General features: G+C 45.1%; 17 protein-coding genes and 1 pseudogene. 11 read left to right on the top strand and 7 right to left on the bottom strand.

Annotated elements, in window-relative coordinates:
* Nucleotides 1–75 precede the first annotated feature (75 nt).
* From ACH19P_RS14710 to ung, 5 genes are all read left to right on the top strand, one after another.
* The gene (locus ACH19P_RS14710; RefSeq protein ID WP_462159269.1) at nt 76–441 is read left to right on the top strand and encodes a response regulator; all 366 of its coding nucleotides are present in this window, start codon (nt 76–78) and stop codon (nt 439–441) included.
* A gap of 266 nt (nt 442–707) precedes the next feature.
* Nucleotides 708–3,125 (top strand): bifunctional aspartate kinase/homoserine dehydrogenase I, encoded by a 2,418-nt coding sequence (thrA, locus tag ACH19P_RS14705; RefSeq protein WP_462159268.1) that lies wholly within the window; start codon nt 708–710, stop codon nt 3,123–3,125.
* Nucleotides 3,126–3,134: 9 nt separating this feature from the next.
* Complete coding sequence (gene thrB, locus ACH19P_RS14700) at nt 3,135–4,076, top strand: homoserine kinase (protein ID WP_462159267.1); 942 nt, start codon at nt 3,135–3,137, stop codon at nt 4,074–4,076.
* On the top strand, nt 4,076–5,359 hold the full coding sequence (thrC, locus tag ACH19P_RS14695; protein WP_462159266.1) for a threonine synthase: 1,284 nt from the start codon (nt 4,076–4,078) through the stop codon (nt 5,357–5,359). Before thrB ends, thrC begins: the two co-directional genes overlap by 1 nt.
* Nucleotides 5,360–5,427: 68 nt before the next feature.
* Entirely contained in the window at nt 5,428–6,099 is a 672-nt protein-coding gene (ung, locus tag ACH19P_RS14690; RefSeq protein WP_462159264.1) for a uracil-DNA glycosylase, read from the top strand.
* A gap of 89 nt (nt 6,100–6,188) precedes the next feature.
* Here ung and ACH19P_RS14685 read toward each other — a convergent pair whose 3' ends face one another.
* Together ACH19P_RS14685 and tal are read right to left on the bottom strand one after the other, a co-directional pair.
* On the bottom strand, nt 6,189–6,374 hold the full coding sequence (locus ACH19P_RS14685; RefSeq protein WP_462159263.1) for a DUF3545 family protein: 186 nt from the start codon (nt 6,372–6,374) through the stop codon (nt 6,189–6,191).
* A 157-nt stretch (nt 6,375–6,531) separates the two neighbouring features.
* Nucleotides 6,532–7,482: a transaldolase gene (gene tal / locus ACH19P_RS14680; RefSeq protein ID WP_462159262.1), complete on the bottom strand. Its 951-nt coding sequence runs from the start codon at nt 7,480–7,482 to the stop codon at nt 6,532–6,534.
* A gap of 345 nt (nt 7,483–7,827) precedes the next feature.
* Here tal and yaaA point away from each other — a divergent pair, with 345 nt between their 5' ends.
* Complete coding sequence (gene yaaA / locus ACH19P_RS14675) at nt 7,828–8,607, top strand: peroxide stress protein YaaA (RefSeq protein WP_462159261.1); 780 nt, start codon at nt 7,828–7,830, stop codon at nt 8,605–8,607.
* A gap of 59 nt (nt 8,608–8,666) precedes the next feature.
* Here yaaA and ACH19P_RS14670 read toward each other — a convergent pair whose 3' ends face one another.
* On the bottom strand, nt 8,667–8,903 hold the full coding sequence (locus ACH19P_RS14670) for an EF-hand domain-containing protein (protein ID WP_462159260.1): 237 nt from the start codon (nt 8,901–8,903) through the stop codon (nt 8,667–8,669).
* Nucleotides 8,904–9,430: 527 nt separating this feature from the next.
* On the opposite strand from ACH19P_RS14670, the gene ACH19P_RS14665 reads away from it, so the two are divergent.
* The 3 genes from ACH19P_RS14665 (at nt 9,431) to ACH19P_RS14655 (ending at nt 13,339) form a co-directional block, all read left to right on the top strand.
* On the top strand, nt 9,431–10,861 hold the full coding sequence (locus ACH19P_RS14665; RefSeq protein ID WP_462159259.1) for a HAMP domain-containing sensor histidine kinase: 1,431 nt from the start codon (nt 9,431–9,433) through the stop codon (nt 10,859–10,861).
* A gap of 538 nt (nt 10,862–11,399) precedes the next feature.
* Nucleotides 11,400–12,746, top strand: a complete 1,347-nt coding sequence (locus ACH19P_RS14660) for a sigma-54-dependent transcriptional regulator (protein WP_462159370.1) — start codon at nt 11,400–11,402, stop codon at nt 12,744–12,746.
* 92 nt (nt 12,747–12,838) lie between these two features.
* A complete protein-coding gene (locus tag ACH19P_RS14655; protein ID WP_462159258.1) occupies nt 12,839–13,339 on the top strand; it encodes a DUF1543 domain-containing protein in 501 nt (166 codons plus the stop codon).
* Between the two features lie 45 nt (nt 13,340–13,384).
* Here ACH19P_RS14655 and ACH19P_RS14650 read toward each other — a convergent pair whose 3' ends face one another.
* The 4 genes from ACH19P_RS14650 to pdsR all read right to left on the bottom strand — a co-directional run bounded on the left by ACH19P_RS14650 (nt 13,385) and on the right by pdsR (nt 16,939).
* Entirely contained in the window at nt 13,385–13,591 is a 207-nt protein-coding gene (locus ACH19P_RS14650; RefSeq protein WP_462159369.1) for a hypothetical protein, read from the bottom strand.
* Between the two features lie 61 nt (nt 13,592–13,652).
* Nucleotides 13,653–13,781 carry a hypothetical protein gene (locus ACH19P_RS14645; protein WP_462159257.1) on the bottom strand — a complete coding sequence of 43 codons (129 nt, stop codon included), beginning with the start codon at nt 13,779–13,781 and terminating at the stop codon, nt 13,653–13,655.
* Between the two features lie 332 nt (nt 13,782–14,113).
* Complete coding sequence (gene pdsS / locus ACH19P_RS14640) at nt 14,114–16,246, bottom strand: proteobacterial dedicated sortase system histidine kinase (RefSeq protein ID WP_462159256.1); 2,133 nt, start codon at nt 16,244–16,246, stop codon at nt 14,114–14,116.
* Nucleotides 16,247–16,939, bottom strand: a complete 693-nt coding sequence (pdsR, locus tag ACH19P_RS14635; protein WP_462159255.1) for a proteobacterial dedicated sortase system response regulator — start codon at nt 16,937–16,939, stop codon at nt 16,247–16,249. It lies immediately after the preceding gene.
* A gap of 342 nt (nt 16,940–17,281) precedes the next feature.
* Between pdsR and ACH19P_RS14630 the strand changes: the two genes are divergently transcribed.
* Both ACH19P_RS14630 and ACH19P_RS14625 read left to right on the top strand, forming a co-directional pair.
* Nucleotides 17,282–22,303, top strand: coding sequence for a S8 family serine peptidase (locus tag ACH19P_RS14630; RefSeq protein WP_462159254.1), 5,022 nt, complete (start codon nt 17,282–17,284; stop codon nt 22,301–22,303).
* A gap of 149 nt (nt 22,304–22,452) precedes the next feature.
* Nucleotides 22,453–22,708: pseudogene (locus ACH19P_RS14625) on the top strand (YkoF family thiamine/hydroxymethylpyrimidine-binding protein).
* Nucleotides 22,709–22,710 lie beyond the last annotated feature (2 nt).

Below are 22,710 nucleotides of genomic sequence, written 5' to 3'. Positions count from 1 at the left end.
TGCCTAAAGTTACCCTGTTAACTTATTGGTATTAAGGAATTATTTTGCGCTTAAAATTGTCTTTACGAGCTTTAGATGGCTTTTAATGTTCTTATTTGTGATGATTCGACGATAGCTAGGAAGCAAGTTGCGAAGGCATTGCAAAAATATCTCACATGCGAATGCACCTTTGCCGCTGACGGAGTACAAGCATTGCAGCAGCTGCAACAACAGCATTTTGATTTATTGTGCTTAGATTTAACGATGCCAAATTTGGATGGTATTGCTGTATTGCAGAAACTAAAACAAAGAAAAGTAGAGACTTTTGTTGTTGTCATATCGGCCGATGTGCAGGAGCAAATGCGTAATAAAGCACGAGCTTTAGGCGCGCTTGATTTTATTGCTAAGCCTCTCCAAGGTGAACAATTGAAAAGTGTTCTGCATAAATTTGGCATTTATTAATTACTAACATGCAAAAAAAGCATATTCATTCTTGATATTTGCTGTTGACAGAAATAGTCATTTTCGTGCAGTCTTAAGGCATGAATACAAATTACACAACACTGACCACGATTATTACAACCATCATCCGTAGCGGATAGTGGCATGGGTCAGTGCGCAGAATATAAAGGCCTATGCTACGCAGCATAGGCCTTTTTTTTGGCTTAAAGCCAATCGCTTGCCACTGACCTAAAGTAAGAGCGGAACGTACGGGGAATGAGGAAATTATGCAGGTATTAAAATTCGGAGGTTCATCGCTTGCTGATGCAAGATGCTTAAAGCAGGTGAGTGACATTGTAAGGGCTGAGCTCAGAGAAAACATGTTATTGGTGTTGTCAGCACCCGGCGGCATGACGGATTCTCTGGTTGAGTTGGCGGAGTTAGCGCAAGCAGGAAATGGTTTTGAAAGGGCGTGGCAACAATTCTATGAGCGTGCGCACACATTAAAACGTGAGATTTCTGAGGTATCAAGAGAACCTAGTAACTGGCCAGATTTCAATGCATTAAAACAGAAGTTAGATGGGGTTGAGATGCTCGGCCTGTGTCCTGATTCGGTTACAGCATATGTAATCAGTTTTGGCGAGCGTGTTAGTGTGGCGCTTATGCAGGCACTTCTGCACGACCTAGGTGCACATTATTTATCAGCGCAGGATGTAGTGAGTTCCGTAGGTGGGTATCTCGACGCAGAAGTGGACCTCGACGCGTCTAAAGTTAAGTTTCAAGCGTATTTAAAAGCGAATCCTGCACAGGTGTGCATTATGCCTGGTTTTACTGGGGCCAATGAGCAAGGTGAGTTGACTACATTGGGTCGCAATGGCTCTGACTACTCAGCGGCGGTGGCAGCAGCGTGTTTAGAAGCTGAAGTATGCCAAATTTGGACCGATGTGGACGGTGTTTACAGTGCTGATCCAAGATACATCAAAAGCGCTCAGAAAGTGGACTTCCTTTCCTACAAAGAAGCAATGGAACTTTCCTATTTCGGCGCCAAAGTATTGCACCCAAAAACGATTGTGCCCTGCGCCAAAGCGGGTGTACCGTGTGAAATCAAAAACACCCATGACCCAAAAGCGCCAGGTTCATTAATTAGTGATGAAAATGTGTCATCAGAGCCTGTAAAGGCACTTTCTAGTTTACAAGACTTAGCGATGCTGACCGTGTCCGGCCCTGGCATGAAGGGGAAAGTCGGGATGGCGGCAAAGGTGTTCAGTGCCTTGGCCACCGATAACGTTTCAATCGTCATGATCACGCAATCGAGCTGTGAGTTCAGTATCAGCTTTTGTGTTCATCAACAAGATTTAGCGTTGGCACTTAAGGCACTGGAATCAGCATTTGAGCTGGAATCTAAAGCTGGGTTGATTGAGCCTGTACAGGTACAACGCAATCTCGCTATTGTAACTTTAGTGGGCGACAACATGCGTGCGCACAAAGGTTTGGCGGCAAAATTCTTTGCTTCTTTAGCGCAGGCGCAAGTGAATATAGTCGCTATTGCACAAGACTCAACTGAGAGCTCTATTTCAGCCGTTATTGACGGCGAACTGTGTAATGACGCTGTCAAAGTGTGTCATGAAAACTTCTTTACCCATATTCCTTCAATCGATGTGTTTTTGCTGGGGTGTGGTTTAGTGGGCAGTGAATTACTTAACCAAGTTCAAAAGCAGCAGCAGTGGTTAAAGCAGCGTAATGTCAAACTCAAAGTACGCGGTATTGCCAACTCAAGACATATGCTACTCAACAGCGATGAAGTGAATCTCGACACGTGGCAAGATGATTTGGCCAATTGCGCGCAGCAATTTGATTTAAAACTGGTTGAACAGTTTGTGAAGCAAAACCACCTGATCAACCCAGTGATTGTTGATTGTAGTTCTTCAGGTGCGTTAGCGGCTCAATATGCCGATTTTCTTAACTCAGGATTTCATGTGGTTGCGGCGAATAAAAAGGCCAACACCAGTTCGATGGCGTATTACCGCGAGTTAAAGCGCGCTGCTCAAATGCACAATCGCCGCTTCCTATATGAGACCAATGTGGGAGCAGGCTTACCCGTACTGGATAACTTACAATCGCTGTTTGGAGCAGGTGATGAGCTATTGCATTTCAGTGGCATCTTATCGGGATCACTTTCTTATATGTTTGGTGTGATCAGTGATGGCTTATCACTGTCAGAGGCGACGCAAAAAGCCAAAGCAAATGGTTTCACTGAGCCAGATCCTCGTGATGACCTATCGGGCACAGACGTAGCGCGCAAACTATTAATTATTGCTCGCGAATCAGGTCTGGAGTTGGAACTAGATGATATCGAGGTTGAATCAGTGTTACCTGAGGGCTTTGCACAAGGGTTAGGCGTAGATGAGTTTATGGCAAAGCTGCCACAGTTGGATGATGACTTTGCTGACAAAGTCTCTTCGGCGAAGGCACAAGGAAAAGTACTTCGCTACGTGGGTACCATAGATAATGGTAAATGCCGAGTCGGTATTGAAGCAGTTGATAACGAGCATGCTTTATATGATATCCGTGATGGTGAGAATGCATTAGCGATTCTGAGCGCGTACTATCAACCTAAACCATTTGTTATCCGTGGCTACGGTGCTGGTGCTGAAGTTACGGCGGCGGGTGTATTTGCTGATGTTCTCAAAACACTGCCTCGATAGGAGAGAGATATGATAGAAGTATATGCTCCTGCCTCAATTGGAAATTTCGCTGTAGGTTTTGATGCACTTGGCGCGGCAATAGCGCCAATTGATGGTTCGTTACTGGGGGATGTGGTGAAAGTGAGCGCCAGTGAGCAAACAGAGTTTGTTTGCAGTGGTGAATATGCTCATAAACTGCCTAGCAACCCAGAAGAAAACCTTGCTTACATGTGTTTGGCGCATTTTAAAGAAACTGTGGCACCATCAATGCCTCCCGTCCGCCTTGAATTAGTTAAGAACCTACCCATTGGTTCTGGCTTAGGTTCAAGTGCATGTTCCGTCGTAGCGACCATTGCCGCTTTGGATAAGTTTGCGCAAACGCAGCTGTCAGATGAAGCCCTTATTGAGTTGATGGCTGACTTTGAAGCGAAAGTCAGTGGCGGGCGCCACTATGACAACATCACCCCATGCTTTTTGGGTGGATTGCAACTGACAGCGGAGCTTATTCCCGGTAAGTCTTTGGCGATTGCGACACCTGAAAATTGGTATCCCGTTGTTGCGTTTCCAGGGTTTACATTAAATACAGCGAAAGCGCGCGCGGTGTTGCCTAAGCAACTCGACATGCATCACAGCGTTGAATTTGCGCAAAGGCTCAGTGCGTTTTGCACCTTAATGCTACAAAACAAATCAGAGCAAGCGCTATCAATTATGATAGATACAGTGGCAGAGCCGCATCGCGCGGCGTTGATTGAAGGCTTCAGTGGAGCGCAAAAGTCGCTGCTAGCAATAGGCGCAAAAGCAGTGAGTATATCTGGCGCTGGACCGACTCTGTTTGCCTTGTGCGACAACCTACACACAGCGCAACAATGCGATGAGTGGCTCAAAGCACATTACATTAATGAACACGGTTTTAGTCACGTTTGCCAACTTGACTGGGCGGGCACACGCCAAATGAATGAGGAACAAAAGTAATGCAGTTATATAATTTAAAGGATCATGACCAAAAGGTATCGTTTGTCGAAGCTGTCAAAACCGGTCTCGGTCGCAACCAAGGCGTGTTCTTTCCACAAAACCTAACACCACTGAAAGATGTAGACGCATTATTGGAGTTGGATTTTGTTACCCGCAGCGCAAAAGTGCTGCGTCATTTACTCGGTGATGAACTCAGCGACGAAACGATTGCACACATGGTTGAAGGGGCATTTACTTTCCCAGCACCTTTGGTGAAAGTGGCAGATAACCTTCATTGTTTAGAGCTATTTCATGGTCCTACTTTAGCGTTCAAAGATTTCGGCGGGCGCTTCATGGCGCAATGTTTGGCGCAATTCAGCCAGGGCGAAAAAGTAACAATTTTAACCGCGACAAGTGGTGATACCGGTGCGGCCGTAGCGCATGCATTTTATGGCAAAGAAAACATCGATGTGGTGATTCTGTACCCGGAAGGCAAGATTTCACAAGCGCAGCAAAAACTATTTACTACCCTAGGCGGTAACGTGCACTGCTACAGTGTCAACGGTTCATTTGATGATTGCCAAGCAATGGTTAAAGACGCATTTTTAGATGAAGAGTTAAAATCAAAACTGGGTTTAAACTCAGCTAACTCTATTAATATCAGTCGTTTATTAGCACAAGTATGTTATTACTTTGAAGCGGTGGCGCAGTTACCAAAAGAGCAAAGAGCGCAGGCTCATATCTCGGTTCCAAGTGGTAACTTCGGTAATGTCTGTGCAGCGATGATCGCAGCGGTGATAGGATTGCCTGTCGCTAAACTGTCAGCAACGACAAATCAAAATGACACGGTGCCACGTTACCTTGACTCCAAGCAGTGGCAACCTAATGACACCTTAGAGTCGCTATCAAACGCGATGGATGTAAGTCGCCCTAACAACTGGCCACGTGTGCAAACCATGTTGGACAATGGCGATTTTAGCTATGACGACTTTTATTCACATGGCGTTGACGAAGCTACAACCGCTGCTGCGATGAAAGAATTGCAAGCGATGGGGTATGTTGCTGAGCCACACACTGCGATTGCGTATGAAGGGTTGAAAGCGGATTTAGCGGCCAATAATCAGGGAATATTCCTTGCAACAGCACACCCAGCAAAATTCAAAGACAGTGTAGACAGCATTCTTGAGCTGGATATTGCGATGCCAAAAGCATTAGCTGATGCCTTGGCTAAGCCGTGTTTAGCAGAGTCTATGTCCACAGAGTATCAACAATTACGTGAAGCGATGCTGGCGAAATTAGGCTAGTTTGATAAGCTTGTGACTCAATACAAAAACGGTCTTTATGGCCGTTTTTTAATGGATGAGAGACGTTAATGACTTCGTGGACAGATTTACTCGCTGAACAAAAACAACACGCTTACTTTCAAGATACGCTCAACTACGTACAGCAACGTCGCGATGAAGGTGTGAATATATACCCTCCGCAAGAGTTGGTATTCGAAGCGTTTAGAGCAACTGTATTTGACGAGGTGAAGGTCGTGATACTTGGCCAAGACCCGTATCATGGGCCTAACCAAGCACACGGTTTGTGCTTTTCGGTGTTGCCTGGGGTCAAACCACCTCCTTCACTTGCAAATATGTACAAAGAGTTAGCGCAAGACATCGATGGTTTTACCATTCCTAGTCATGGCTATTTACAATCATGGGCACAACAAGGTGTGCTGTTGTTGAACACGGTACTCACGGTTGAAGAAGGGCAGGCACATTCCCATAAACATCTAGGTTGGGAGCGTTTTACTGATGTCGTTATTGCGAAGCTCAATGAACTTGGAGACGGGATTGTCTTTTTGTTGTGGGGGGCGCATGCCCAGAAAAAGGGTAAACACATAGATACCGATAAACACATCGTTTTAAGCGGACCTCACCCATCACCACTATCAGCCCATCGTGGCTTTTTTGGCTGTAAGCACTTTTCAAAAGCGAATGAAGCGCTCGCTCGCCAAGGTAAGGAACCGATTAACTGGTTGCTACCTGAGCAAGTGTAATAGCGTCCATCAAGCGCAGCGAACTGTTGCGACAAATATGTAATCTGTAGACGTAAAAAAAGGAGCAACGAGGTTGCTCCTTTTATATGCTAGAAATCGAGTTCTTCTAAGCTAATGTCGTCGCTGAAAAGATCTAGTTCTTGTAGTTCTTTACGAAGACGTTGCTTGTCTTTGAGTGCTTCAATTTCGCGCCATTTACGTTTTTTATTACAACCGGACGTCTTACGGTCTTCATGACCATCTATTATTTTTATTAGTTCGTTCAGACTATCCATGACACTCTCCTGTATAACTAACGCAATGAATCTATACCATAGAAAGTGCAAAAGTAAAACGAAATTGTTTATACAAGGTTACAAGAAAGTGATGTTTTTATTACAAACGCGCCAGCGTAGTGCTGGCGTGTTTATTTTGGGTATGAAAGAGGGCGTTTTATAGTGCTTTGAAGCGGGCTTCCAAATCGAGTTGTGCTTGGGCAAAAGAGCGAATGCCTTCAGCGAGTTTCTCTGTTGCCATCGCGTCTTGGTTATGTAACCAACGGAACTCGCTTTCGCTTAGCGCTGCTGGCTTTGCAGATACACTGCTTGGTTGAGCTAGTAAATAGTCAGTATTCGCTGGCAATTGCTCCAACTCTTCTAATAGAGCTGGACTGATCGTTAAACGATCACAGCCAGTCAACGCAAGAATTTCACCCACGTTTCTAAAGCTCGCGCCCATTACAATCGTGTTGTAACCATGGCTCTTGTAGAAGTCATAAATGCTGCGCACTGACTGAACGCCAGGGTCTGCTAATGGGTCGGTCGGCTTTGCCATACCATTGGCAACATGCCAATCCAGAATACGACCAACGAACGGAGAGATAAGGTATACATTCGCGTCTGCACAGGCGCGTGCTTGAGCTTCACTAAATAACAAGGTCAAGTTACAGCGAATACCTTCTTGCTCTAATTGCTCAGCCGCTTTGATGCCTTCCCATGTTGACGCAATCTTGATAAGGATCTTGTCACGGCTAACACCTTCTAGGTCGTATAACGCGAGTAGTTGCTTGGCTTTAGCAATCGTTGCTTGGGTGTCAAACGATAAACGGGCATCTACTTCTGTCGAGATGTAGCCCGGAACGATGTCAGAAATCTCTTTACCAATCAACACAGCAAAATAGTCACAGGCTAATTCAAGTTGCACGCCTGCATCATCACTTTGTGACTTTGCGTAGCTCCATGCTTTGTCTAGATACGGTTTATACGCCTCAATTTCACTGGCTTTAAGTAACAGTGATGGATTCGTTGTCGCATCTTGCGGTTGATGCTTACGTATCGCGTCGATATCGCCGGTATCGGCAACAATAGTTGAATGCTGTTTCAACTGCTGTAGTGCTGTGCTCATTTGCTTTCCTCATTCCAAGCATGTGCGTCTATTAGGTTTATCTCACTGCGCAGTAGGCTGGTGGACAACACCGTTAGATTAGATTGTTAGTGTTGCACCTTAGTGACAATTAAGGGGAGGTCAATTGTCCGTGCAAAGATGTACTAGCCACAAATGTGGCAGAAATAGTGAATCAGTGATGCGTCTTAAGCGCGCGGTTACGATTCCAAATTGACGGACGTTGAGCGCTTATGTCTTTGTCGTCTCATCAATTTTATCGATGGTACTGATTTTTGAATAAAGCGTGATCTTTGCTTTATTTAATGTTGAAATTGACACTATTGAAGAGTCAAGTCAACAGCAAATATGATTACTGTAATTTCACCAGCAAAAAACCTCGATTATGAAACCCCTGCACCTATTCAAAGCCACACTCAGCCTGAGTTGTTAGCGCACAGTGAAGAGTTAATAGAGGTGTGCCGTAACCTATCTCCACAACAGATAGGTAGCCTGATGAAGATTAGTGATAAGTTAGCTGGATTAAATGCTGCACGATTCAGTGAGTGGGCGCAACCATTCACTTGTGAGAATGCTAAGCAGGCTATTTTTGCTTTCAATGGCGACGTTTACACAGGCTTGGATGCAAGCACATTAGATGATTCATCAATTGAGTACGCGCAGCAACATTTACGTATTCTGTCAGGCCTTTATGGTGTGCTTAAACCGTTGGACTTGATGCAAGCGTACCGTCTTGAAATGGGCACTAAATTAACAAACCAACGCGGCGCTAACTTGTATCAATTCTGGGGCAGCATCATCGCCCAAAAGTTAAATGAGGCACTTGCGCAAAGCGGCGCTAAAGAATTAGTGAACCTTGCTTCAAACGAGTACTTTAAAGCCGTTGATAAAAAAGCACTCAATGCGCAAATAATTACGCCAATATTTAAGGACTGCAAAAACGGCCAGTTTAAGGTGATAAGCTTCTACGCTAAAAAGGCGCGTGGCATGATGGCTCGTTATATTGTTGAAAATGGCGTGCAGACTTTGGATAATCTAAAGAAATTTGATTGCGCTGGTTACTACTTTAGTGAAAAGGCAACACTTAAAGCCAATGAGCCCGTGTTTTTGCGCGCAGAGCAAGCTTAAATGTACAGAGCTAAAAAAAGCGCCTTTGGCGCTTTTTTTGTGTGGTTCAAGCAATCAAATTATTGGCGCGCGTAATTAGCAAACTCTCGCAGAGACAATTTACCGTCTTTGTCTTGATCATAACTACTGAAGCGAGACCACAATGCAGGCTCTTGTGCGGCTTCTGATTTGCTAATAGCGCCATCTCTGTTTCTGTCTAACTCTTTAAAACGTGTCTCGATACTTGAGGCGTAAGCGCTTGGCGCAAATACACCAATCAACATTAGGCATAAAGAGAGTACTGCAATTTTATTCATTTCATTTCCTAGCGCATAATCACGCATTCTATATTCAAAGCGTAACCAATCTTCTAATAACCACCAAACAGAATAAGATTAATCACCAAAATGGTGAGACAACTTGGTTTGTTGTGTTCTGCAAGCGCCACAGCGTGTGACTTATCTTAACGGGAGATTAACCGCGCAACTAGTTTTACATCCAACTCTTGAGCTGCTTTGTGAGTAATGCCGTTTAACAACCAACCTAAACGGCAATTTCAGATGGGGAGCAATACTACGTAGTGGTGCACAAGGTCTCCAATTCATTCTGGCTTAATTAAAACTCAGTTATAAGTACAAAGATAGGTCTTTAGACCGTAAAGGGGTCTCCTTAACAAATTTAGTGCCAATCTTTAAAGGTTATAAATATCAGTGAGTTACTCGGATGAGCTAATGTATCATGGCGAATACTTGTTGCCTTTTTGCAACGCACTCCCTTTCTTAGTTTGTAACCTTATGATTTGCATTTGTTTTTAAATGTCGCAACTTAGCAACGAGAGGTTCAAGTGATAGCGCGATTATTGCATTGGCGTCCTAGCCTCTTCGCACAGTTTTTCATCGGCGTCGCCATCTTACTGGTCCCATTAGCTTTGGTGGTTGTCGTGTTTTTACAAGCACTTGATAAGCATATGGCTGATACCCAGCAGATGGTGCTAAGTAGCTATCAAAAGAGTGAAGAGTTTAATGAATTTAAACAATTATTTCAGTCACTTGAGCGCGCTACGATGCAAAATTGGGTACTCAAAAGTGAGCGGTTAAGTAAGGCGGTGGAGCAGCAATGGTCAACAGCTGACTCGCTTCTAAGTGAGCAAACTCGCGCTGCAAGTCAGTACAGTGAATTGGTCCGCTGGCAAGAGCTGCGTGCGACTTTCGCAGCAACCCGAGATGAACTTAACGTCACACAGCAAGCCAATGCAGAATTATTTAGGCCCTTGCGAAGTCAAATAAATGAACACGGTGCCTGGCTCCACAGTCACACTAAAAGCCAAATAGAGCAGGCACAGCAATCGCTCGTCAATTTACAACAAAGCTTTATTCACTGGCTCATGGCATTGGTTCCTATCGTACTGCTTTTTGGTGGTGGGTACCTTTGGCGTTTGAGTCGTCGATTAGGTTACTTATCTAAAGTGATCAGTCAGTTAGGACGCGGTGATTGGGATGTGGAGATCAAACTTACTGGAGCCAAAGAGTTACGCGATTTAGGCCAAAAGCTGCGTTGGATGCAGCACCAGTTGCAAAGCCTAGAGCAGCAAAAAGACACCTTTTTAAGGCACGTAACACATGAACTAAAGACCCCACTGGCCTCAATGGTGGAAGGGTGTGATTTGCTTCACGAGCAAGTGGTTGGGCCGATGAATGAGCAGCAACAAGATGTGTTGGCATTAATCAGTCAAAGCACTGAGCGATTGCATGTGATGATTCAAAACTTGCTCAATTACAATGCTATTTCAGCACGTAAATCAAACGGTCAATCGTGCAAGGTGTCAATGTTGCAATTACATATACAAGAGCACTTTGCTCAGCGTTTGCAGCTCGCACAACAGCAATTGCAATGGCTGAATCCTGACAATCTAGAGACGCTTCCTTTGGATGAAGAATTAATTCAAATGACGCTTGTGCAGTTAATCTCCAATGCGATTAAGTTCTCAGCTCCAGGTGAACAAATCCAAATTCACATGGTTGAAGATAAGCAAGGTGTGCGCATCGAAGTGCACGATAAAGGCCCAGGTGTATCGCCTGCAGAACAAGCGCGCTTGTTTGATGCGTTCTATCAGGGCCAAGCGGGTAAATTAAGTTCGGTGGCAGGCAGTGGCCTTGGGTTATCCATTGTCAGAGAGTGTGTGAATCAGCTTGGTGGAGAGATTGGTATTCGTTCAGCTTCACCTAAGGGCAGTTGTTTTAGTCTTCATTTTAGCTCGGTAGGTATTGGAACCTAGTATGTACAAATATATAAAAATGGTTGTCATAGCTCTGGCGGTTATTGCAATGAATGGTTGCCAGCTTACGTCTGGGGTAGGCGATGGCAACGCTTATAGCGAACCTGTTAAAACCGCTCCCAACCCTAAACCTCGCCCTAAAATCGAGCCGTTATATCCAACTGCAACTGATCTGGTGCAGTGGCATGCGCAGCAGTGTGGCGGCTTTACTTCAGTAAAAGAGACACAGGAATTTGTGGGCGCGCCGAGATTGAAACAATTTTTCGCACGATTGTGTTTACGCGGGCAAACAAACCCGCAAGAGTTATTGGCTGAATTGGATGTGATCAGTGGTAGCAATATTACTGGCCAGAGTCCAGTGCACGATATTTTTGGTTACTCAAACAACAGCTCCAAGCGAATGTTCAACTGCAACAACGTCTTGCCGTACAGCAAAATGAGCAAAAGCAAATGCAGGAAAAAATGCAGCAGACACTGTCATCGCTCGCTGCCATCGAACAACAGTTACTACAGCGTGCTTCACTGCCACAGGAGAATAATGATGAATTCTAAAGCGAAGATTCTACTCGTTGATGATGATGAAAGTCTCTTAAAGCTGCTGACTATTCGCTTGATGGCTAATAGCTACGAGGTAACAACGGCCAGCAGTGCTAGCCAAGCATTAAGTGAATTACAGCAACTGCAATTTGATGTTGTACTGACCGATTTGCGCATGGATGACATCGATGGCATGCAGTTGGCCGAGCAAATTCATATTCATTATCCGAGTTTGCCGGTGGTGATGATGACCGCTCACGGTTCTATTCCCGATGCGGTTAAAGCGACCAAGCAAGGTGTATTTGCCTTTTTAACCAAGCCCATTGATAAAGATGAACTTATCGATACGCTGGCAAAGGCAGTGCGTATGCATGGCAATAACGGCGCTCAAGCCAGTAATCATCACGATATTGTAACTCGTAGTGCGACTATGCATCATTTATTAGAGCAAGTTCGCATGGTCGGTGCGACAGATGTTAACGTGTTGATATCTGGGGCCAGTGGTACCGGTAAAGAATTGCTAGCAAAAGCAATTCATAAAAGCAGTAATGTCAGCGATGGGCCGTTTGTGGCAATCAACTGTGGGGCCGTGCCTGCTGAGCTATTGGAGTCGCAACTCTTTGGTCATAAAAAAGGCGCATTTACCGGCGCAACGTCTGATCATGTTGGCTTATTCTCACAAGCGCAAAACGGCACCCTGTTTCTTGATGAAATAGGCGATATGCCTCTGAATTTACAAGTTAAGTTACTTCGCGTTTTGCAGGAAAAAACCATACGCCCAGTGGGGCACAGCGAAGAGATCCCTGTGCATGTTCGGGTCGTATCCGCAACCCATAAGAACTTACCTGCGGCGATTGCTGATAACACCTTCCGAGAAGATTTGTATTACCGCTTGAATGTCGTGAATTTACGTTTGCCGTCGTTAAATGAAAGACGTGAAGATATCTCTTTGTTGGCTCCTCACTTTTGCGAGCAAATTGCACAACGTCAGGGCCAAGGAGTAAAGCGCTTTAGTGATGACGCGATGGATTTATTGCTGCGCCACGACTGGCCTGGGAATATTCGACAGTTGCAGAATGTGGTCGAGCAGGTCGTAGCATTGAGCCCGGGTTCGTTGATCAGTGCGCAGCAGGTGGCAATGGCATTACAGTGTGAGCTTGAGGCCAGCTCACCTATCGCCCTGAATGAGGCGAAAAAGCAGTTTGAACGCCAGTACTTAATCAACGTGCTAAAAATGGTGGAAGGCAACGTGGCACAGGCAGCAAGTCTAGCAAAACGTAACCGCAGTGATTTCTATAAATTGATTAAGAAACATGAAATCGATGTTGAACAATTCGCTGTCCTTTAGCTATTCATTGACTTGCTAGTATCTAATTTTATTAACTTTTTAGGTGCATAAGACGTATACTCATTGGCATTGCAAATCAATGGGAGTGAGTCATGCAACTGTTTTTAGTGTACTTAGGTGGTCGTGTAGAAGGTTGCCACATCGAAATGCATGATGTGCGTTTTGTTGTCGGTGAGTCTATCGAGCAGACCTATTCTAAGTTAAAGGCGCAATGGGTCGGCAGTAAAAATAACGTGCACATGGACAGTTACATGGCTGTGCATGACATTGATGGCTTTTCGGTGTCTATCAGCGATACCCCTCAGAATCGCCCTGAAAGACTCTATTTTGTTAACCTCGGTGCTTACGAGGAAGATAAACTCGCAGAACAACACGCTTTCACACTGACCGTTGCACACAGTGCTGAGCAAGCAAAACAACAAGTTAAACAGCGTTTTCTAGCAGGTATGAGCCATCAACACAAAGATGATCTTCATGAAGTGGATGACTGTTTTGCGTTAGACTTGTTGGACAGTCAGTATCACATTCATCTGACCCCAAGTGGTCGTTCGCAGAGTATGCGTCCAGATTGGTTTGGTTACCACGTATTATAATTCAGTTGGCAGGTCTTCATTTTGATGCAGTAGGCCTTTGGCTACTTATGCGTCGTCTTGGCGCTCTTGCTTAATCGCTATTCGAATTGCCACTATGACTAATGCAAATAACGCAAAGGGCAGTGCCGCTAGGGCATATTCGACAATGTGACTGTCTTGGTAATTCGGCTGTAAGACAAAATGTCCGCCCACGCAAAGGGCAATAGCAATGAATAAAATGGGGAGTAGAGCGAGCTCTTTTTTTGGCTTGATGTTTTTTCACAGGTAGCATCGATAAATAACAATATGCACTATTATATTGATTTCGCTACCATCATGCAGCTTCTTCTTTAACCAAAGGCTCTTGTTCTAGGGGCTGTGTCTCGCGTTGCGTATTCTCACCTTCTTGAAACATCAAGAAAATGAACTCGAGTTCTTCAGGCTGCAATATATCGGTATGCATGCACTCTCCGTAAGTAATGACTAACTTACGGCTGATAATAAGTAAATCAAGGTTAATAGAGCATGAACTAGGGTCTGTTGACCGCTGCTGTGTGTTTTTTCAGCAGTCATTGAGGGTTTTGGCAAGGCAGAGCCTGCGTCGCATAGTCATTCTTTGTAAGTCAGGTGATAACGCCGAAAAAATACCTCAATGGCGCTGCCCGAAGGGTTCAACCAAAGGCTCACACTACGCTGTCATAGGCTATTAACATAGCTCACTATGCAACTTAACCCATTCCTTGCATTGAAAGCCGTTGATTTGAAAGAAATTCATACTTCAAAGGTCAACAGACCCTAGGTAATCGGTATGGAAACCGTGATACATACACCATCAGCTGTTTCTAAATTTTGTGCTCTAATTTTACCACGATGGAAGTCGACAATAAGGCGAGCAATGTACAATCCTAGACCTAGGTGAGGTTGTTGTTGTTTGTCTTGTCCTCGCACGGATACCATTGAATCAAAGATGTGATCGCCAATTTCTTGAGGCAGTACTGGCCCATGGTTACTTATGGTAAATACCGCATTGCCTTGATGCTCCGTCAACGACACTGAGATGGGCGTATCTTGCTTCGTAAACTCAAGTGCATTGCTGATGAGTTTATCCAATAATTGCGCGAAGAAATCCGCAGAACCGTCAACTGTCATGGAAGTATCGTCAATCTTTACGTCAAAACTCGCGTCTGGATAGGCGATGGCGTAGCCTTGCATACAGCCTTGGACGACATGGGTTAAATCGTAGTTTTCTCGCGCAGCGGTACTGATGCTTTGTTCTAAACGTGTTGCCTCGCTCATGGTGGTGATCAGTTTATTTAAGCGGGCAACCCCTTCTTGCGCACGAGTGAGGTACTTTTGTTGCTGTGGCTCTGTGGCGATGAGTTGCAAGTTCTCTAGGGAGCTTCTCACGACAGTCACGGGGGTGCGTAATTCGTGTGATAAACGCGAAGACATGTTTTCCAGATAGTGGGTATACCCACCCAATCTATTTACTATGTTGGCAAAACTTCGGGATAAGTCGCCAATTTCATCGCTGTCGTCACTGATACTCAGTTGGGAACGCACACGGCCTTGATCATCAATGGCTTGTTCGGCACTGTCGCGAAGGCGACGGATGCGTGAAGAGATCCGCGACGCGAAGAAGAACAATGAAATGGTGCCAATCAACATCACCGCAATGATCACATTAAATAACTTCTCAAGTGCCTTGTTTCTGAGGGTACGTACGCCATTCGTGGTTTCTTCTGCGATCACCGCACCGAGGACTTGATCGTTTCCCCAAATAGGGTAGGCAGCAGAAAGAATCACCGCTTTATTGTCGGGGGTGATGCGCCAATTTGATGCCGGCTCTCCTCGTAAGGCGCTGGCGATATGATTGCCTTGGAGTGCTGCTACATCATGAAGAATATCGAGAAATTCACTCGGCGGCTTGGTCAGAACTTGATAATAAAGAGGGTGTAAGAATCGTTCTTCAAAGCGTTGCCAAACACCTTGAGATTCAGCTTCTCTGAGAGAGCTAGCCCACACCCCATCGGCATGTTGAATCGTGCCTGATTGTGCTAACACGCGATGATGTTTATCGACCACCCAAATGCGACTGCCACTGTGACCCATACCTTTGATAATTCGCTTAATTTCTGGCGAGGGAAGAAGGACGGTGCCAAGGGCATTAGCATCTTCTACGTTAGAAGTCGCCATTATATGATGTTGTTGCTGGGTATCATCCCAATCACTGATTGCGAACCCAAGTTTGTTGCCGAGCATGCTCAGAGGCATACGCAACTCGATGTTATAGCCATCAATTGTGGGTTTAAAGTAACCTTGGATATCTGTGTAAGGCGAGAGTTCAGGTAAAGCAAAGGCGTTTACCCAGCCTTCTTGGCGCGTCGCGATAATGTAATTTTTAAGTTCGCCATCAGAGGTTTTAATGGCAATTTTTAGGTGGTCATTTCTATCGACGCTGAGTGCGTTCTTGGGGCGCAGACGCAATACATCGTCCTTCACCGCAAATACCGCGTAAAGATGTTGGCCGTATTTACCAACCATGTGTTTAAAGGATAAATCGTCCAGAGAGTGCTCTGAAGTTGGGGTGTGCAAATAGGCGCCGTGATATTGCCACATCAGGTTTTCATAGGGCTGCCAGTCACCTAATTCACCATCAAGGCGGATGGCGTTGTTGATGTTATAGGCGTACAGATCACGACCTTTTTCAATCTTATCTGTGAACTCACTGGCGTTTTCAAATAGTGCAGGGCGCTCATGTAACGCGGTTGCAAGGGCTCGGGTAGTGCCAACTAAGGTTTTCTCCTGACCTGCTCGCAAGTACTTCTCCATCTCCCACACGTATTCATAACCCAACCAAGGCAACACGAACAAAAAACATGAAAGTAAAATAACCTTGCTGCGCAACCCCAGCCCAAATCGCGACATCTATTTGACTTCCCATCGGTAGCCCATGCCATACACAGTATTGATACAATCAAAGTCACTATCAATTGCTTGGAATTTACGGCGAATTCGCTTCACATGCGAGGTGATGGTACTGTCATCAACGTAGATTTTTGCGTCGCTCATTAATTCATCGCGACTCTTTACATGCCCTGGGCGCTTAGCGAGTGAATGCACCATCCAAAACTCAGTGACGGTTAAATCTACTGCTTGTCCTTGCCAACTGGCGCGCAAACGGTTGAGATTAAGCTCAAGTTTGTCTTGCTCGATAATGTCATCGTCATGTTCACTTTCTGCGGTTTGCGCTTCTACACGGCGGAACAAAGCGCCAATACGAGCCGCCAAGTGGGCCATGCTAATATCTTTTGTAAGGTAATCATCAGCGCCCATGCGCAATCCACACACAGTATCAATTTCACTGTCTCTGGCTGTTAAAAAGATGATAGGAAGTGTTTGCGAGCGGGCACGCAAGCTTTGACATAGCATAAAGCCACCATCAATTTCATGACCTAAACCAATATCAACAATTGCTAGGTCTGGTAAACGCTCACTCAGCGCTTTTTCAGCACTGGCCCTGTCAGCAAATCCTTGGACGTCATATCCTTGATTTTGCAGCATCTCAACATAATTTTCGCGGATGGCTGTTTCATCTTCTATGATGGCAATTCGTTTCATTTCATCGATTACAAAGTCAATTTGTTCACACTATAGCGAAATTTAGTGGCCTTGTGATGAATGACATTGCAATTGCCATAATTGATCATAATTACATGCATGCCACAGTTCTTAGTTAATGGCTGTGCTGCGATGAATTACAGAAATACACAATGCGACACTAATGTACAGTTTAATACACTTTCTCTGGTGTCAGTATCCACGGGCTTTTCAAGGAAGGAGGATGAAACAAATTAGGCGTTTACATGGTGTACCTGTTGTTTGCATCTTGTTTACAATTGGCTCGTGGCATTACCCTCTTGGGCGGCAAAATTTTTGCCAAAATCTATCCAAGGGAAAACAATGTCTAACAAGAAGAAACTAAATAGCGTAGGCCGTAAGAGCTCCATTGCTATTTTAACCGCTATGTATGTGGCTGGGGGAGCCGCATCTGCACAACCGGGCTTTGAAAAAGCACCGGATAGTCCATTTTATACCCCAACGTTTACAGCTGAAGATTTACAGAACTATAAAGAGTCTAAATCGACGCCATTGTTTGGCTCTGTTGAAAAGCTTAATGGTCATTATCAGTCGCAACTACCAAAAGACGTGTTCACGCCGAACTCCAATAATACAGGTAAGCAAGTGTATATCGTGCAATTCGATGACGCTGCGGTAGTGAATTATCAAGGTGGTGTGCAGGGTTATGCACCCACTGCGGTGAAAACACCGAGAACGATGGTCGGTCGTTCACCGCTCAACGTCAATACGTCCGAAGTACAGCACTATCGTCGCTACCTACAAAATCAACAAGTACAAGTTGTTGGTCAGGCACAAGCGCATGGTGCGAACATTCAAATGAAGCAGCAGCTGACACTTGCTAACAACGCCATGATTGTTGAAATGACGCAACAAGACGCAATGATCCTTGCTAAGCAAAGCGGTGTTAAGCGTATCACTGAAAACCGTATCTTCGAGTTACGCACAGACCGTGGTCCTGAATTTATTGGCGCAGACACGTTGTGGAACGGTCAAGTGCCAGCACCTGCATCTGCTGCGGCAATGAATGTAAAGGGTGAAGGAATGGTCGTGGGTATCATCGATACCGGTATCAACACCGATCACATTGCCTTTGCAAGTGACGACGAATACACCAAGAAAAACCCATTCGGTCCAGGCGTATTTGTAGGTGACTGTGTTGAAGAGCCGACCTTATGTAACGACAAGCTAATAGGTGTACGTTCTTACCCTGAAATTACCGCTGCAAATATCGACTATCGATTTGGTTATAAAAATCGCCGTGCGAGAAACGGTGAAGACTATAACGGTCACGGTTCTCATACAGCGAGCACGACGGCGGGTAATACCTTAGCGAATACACCGTTACAAACGATGTCAGGTGAAGCGACAAGTGATGGTATTGATTTACCATTCAGTTTTGACCAGACCAGCGGTGTCGCTCCGCGCGCCCACATTATTTCATATCAAGTTTGTTGGCCGGGCAACGGCGGTGACTTGTATTCTGGTTGTCCTGAATCAGCGATTCTTTCTGCATTTGAAGATGCCATTGCTGATGGTGTTGATGCAATCAACTTCTCAATCGGTGGCGGTGAGTCTTTCCCTTGGGAAGATCCAATGGAGCTGGCATTTTTAAGCGCGCGTAAAGCGGGTATTTCAGTGGCAGCCGCTGCGGGTAACTCAGGTCCTTACTATATGAGTGCAGACCACACATCACCTTGGGTAACTACAGTCGGGGCGTCAACCCATGACCGTGAAATGTCATTGGGTGATAAAACCATTAACAACTTCCAGGGGGCGCGTGCTCCTTATGCAGGCGAGTATTCAGGTAAGAGTTTTTCTGGCGGCATCACAGGTGCAGTTGTTCTTGCAGAAAATTATGACGACCCTAATCAAGACGATGAATTCACAGCTGCAAGCTGTAACGTACCGTTCCCAGCGGGCACATTTACCGCTGATCAAATCGTTGTTTGTGAACGTGGTGACATTGCTCGTGTAGATAAAGCGAAAAACGTAGCTGCTGGTGGCGCAGGTGGCTTTATATTACAAAACATCAGCTACAGCGATAATCTAGTTGCTGATGACTATGTGATTCCAGGTATCCACTTGCCCGCAAGTGCGCGTTTTAACATCCGCAACTGGGTTAACGCAAACCCTGTTGGTGAAGCAATAGCGACGATCGGCGAAGCCGTAAACACATATGAACTCAACCCAGAATTGGGTAATGAGCTTGCTATCTTTAGTTCAATGGGGCCAAGCCGCTATATCAACAATCTAGTGCCAGATATAACTGCACCTGGTGTTGATATTTACGCTGCAAATGCGGACGACCAACCATTTACGCAAAATCCAACTGCATCTGATTGGACCATGATGAGTGGTACGTCAATGGCGACACCTCATGTAACAGGCGCTATGACACTGTTAATGCAGATGCATCCCGATTGGAGTCCGGCAGAGATTCAGTCAGCGCTTATGATGACTGCAAACAAAGTGCAGATCTTTAATGGCGTAGTCATGATCGACCCTTACTACAACTTTATGGCAGGTAGCGGGGCAATCAATGTTGCGCAAGCTGCTAATGCGGGTTTGGTGATGGATGAAACCATTGAAAACTATGAGCAAGCGAACCCACGTAATGGTGGCTTAGTTGAATGGCTAAACCTACCAAGTTTGGTGAACCAAGACTGCGAACTCGAGTGTTCTTGGATGCGTACGGTGAAAGCGACCAAAGATGGTTCTTGGTCAGTGTCAGGCTACGGCTGGGGTCATGAAGGTGAAGCATTAGACAAAGGTGTTGAAATCATTGTAACCCCTTCAAACTTCACACTTGCAGCAGGTGAAACGCAAGACGTGATGGTCACGATGAAGTTGCCGAATGTCATTGAGCACAATGTTGACCCAACAGAGCCGGATGCACCTTGGAGTAATGTGTTAAACAAGGACGCATGGTTTAACGGTAAAGTTGTATTTAAAAACACAGACGGAAATTCTCCGGATGCGCACTTTACAATGGTTGCTAAAAATAGCATTGATGAATTGCCTATCTCAATGAACATAGATATGGCGCGTGCTAAAGCATCTGAATCAATGATTGTAAACACAGATAGCTACAGCGAGTTCACGCCAACATACTACGGGGTGGTTAAACCGACGGAAGTGACTGCTGACATTCTTGGTGTGACACCTTACGTTACTAAAGACCGTGTAGAAAAAGGCTGGGATATTCAGTCTATAACTGTACCTGAAGGCACGAAGCGCTTAATGGTGAAGGTTGCATCTACAGAGCAAATAACTGGTCTAGAAGGTATCGTTGAGCCACGTTGGCAGATCAAAAAAGCTCACTTAATAGTGGGTTATGACTATAACGAAAGTGGTTCTTTTATGGTTTCAGATGAGGAAATTGCAGAAGATCCACAAGCCCTTATAAAAGCACTTCGTGAAGAAATGGTGTGCTATTCATCTTCTTCGGTAGAAGACAACTACTGTAACATTATTGATCCCGAGCCAGGTCAATACTGGTTTGCAACTGCAGCGATGGCGGGTTTACGCGATGAACAATACCAAACAGTGACGCATTACGCAGTGGTCGGTAATCAGTTCGATGGTTCGTTTTCTGTATCTGCACCGCAACAGCACAGTGGTAATGGTAACTATGAAATTGCTGTGAACTGGGATATGCCTGAATCACAACCTGGTGACGTGTATTATGGTGGGTTTGCGCTAGGTAACGCTGCCGGCGCTGAAGGCACGCTTGGTTTTACGTCACTTAACTTAACTCGAGATGCTGAAGCGATTGCGTTAGAAGTAAGTCAGGACTCGGCACGTGCAATGGACGTGATCGACGTTAATGTGAAACTCAAAGCTAACTACGAAAGTAAAGCGCGTGATTACAACATTGAGCTTGCCCTACCACAAGGTATGCAGTTGTGGTCAGAAACAATGACTTCGAACAACGAACAAGTTGCACAACTTATTCAAGTAGAAGGAAATACTTTAACTATCGCAGGCACGCAGGATGCTACTCGCAACGTAATGCGTGACTATGTGGTGACTAACAACATCACTGATGCAAGCTGCCGCACACCTATGATTGATGAATATTCAACAGGTGGGTATATCAATCTTCAAGGTGAATTCCGATTACAGCCATTAGCAACATGGTATGTAGGCGGTCACCGTGACTACTTCGATGTGCCAATTGATTGGCTATTCTACAAAGAAGGTGCGAAGTTCGAGGTTTACAACCAGCCAAATAACAACGAAGTTCGCATGCATCCTGTAGGTGCGATGCAATTCACACCTCAATGGTGGATGATGGACGCTCACCGTGGGCCAGGCTTCCTAACTGAAGCACTCGCGCCATTCTGGCGTGGTTCATTTGAAGTAGAATATTTGCGTCACCCTTCTGATCCTAAAGGTCTAACAATTGCTTCTCAGTACGCTGAAGAGCGCCCAGACTTAGGCGATCTATTGTTCTTGGAATTTGACAATGTTAAAGATAAGAACACGGGTGAGACATTCGACTACGAAGTGATCTTACGCAGTGGCATTGATGATCACGAGAATATGTATGAGATGATTTTTGCCTATGACAACCTAGGTGCAAATGTGGACGAAGGCACCATTTTTGTTGAAGGTGGCGACAGTACTTTCTCATCTATGGCTGGTTTCAAAAATGGTACGCTTTCAAATGTTGTTGGCTATAATGACTTAGGTAAAGTGCTACGTGACGACCTCGTAATTTGTTTTGATTATGTTGGTCCAGAGCAAAGCGAAGTGTCTTTATCATTTAAAGCAACTGTAAACCCTGAGTCTGCTGGTACTGATAAAGCAATCACTATGAACTACAGTCTCGGTGGCGAAGCCGCGACGATGACTCATACAATTGCGGTAAACTCTAACCTGAAAATGTCTGATATTGCAGACATGGAAGTGGATGAGAATGGTCGTATCGATGGCATCGAAGTCGCTGTTTTGGATGCTGACCAATCTCCAAATGAGTTGATTGTAAGTGGTGAGAATATCACCGCTGAAATTGATGGAATGAGTTTTAACCTTATTCCGAATGCACACTTCCACGGTGACACTGAAGTAACTGTGACAGTGCGTGATAAGGCTTATAGGTCGGATAGCGTGTCGCAAACCTTCTTGCTAAGCGTAGCATCTGACGGTATTGAATATGGTTGTACTGATGCAACGGCAACGAACTATGATGCCAATGCAAACACGGATGATGGTAGCTGCCAATATCCGGTGACAGTAACACCAGAGCCTGAAGTTGAGAAATCATCAAGCGGTAGTACAGGCATCTTCATGTTGCTTGGTTTACTAGGTCTGATGCAGGTTCGTCGCTCACGTGCTTAAGCACATGAAACGCTAAACCGAGCCATTTATGAAGCCCCGTTTTCGGGGCTTTTTTATACCCACAACAAACAAATAAAACATGTACGGTTTGGCATCGCTCCTGTTCAGGTTACAATACGGGCAAATCAATGCCTTAAGTTGCGTAAACTATGAAACTGTCAGTCGAAATTAGTAAGTATCCGTTGCACCAAGATTACATTCCTTTCATTAAAGACTTCATCGACCGCTTAAACGAACATGCGTCGCTAAAAGTGATCAGCCAACACTTTATCAACGCAAATCTTTGGTGATTATGATGAGGTTATGGCGATACTCAGTGCTGAAATGAAACGCTCTTATGAACAATTTGGCAAAGCGATTTTTGTGTGTAAGTTTTTACACGGTGACTTGTCGCCTCAAGACTAACT

This window comes from Pseudoalteromonas sp. GB56 (assembly GCF_054923835.1).
Note: the sequence above shows the minus strand (reverse complement) of the source record. Positions and strands in the feature narration are given on the sequence as shown.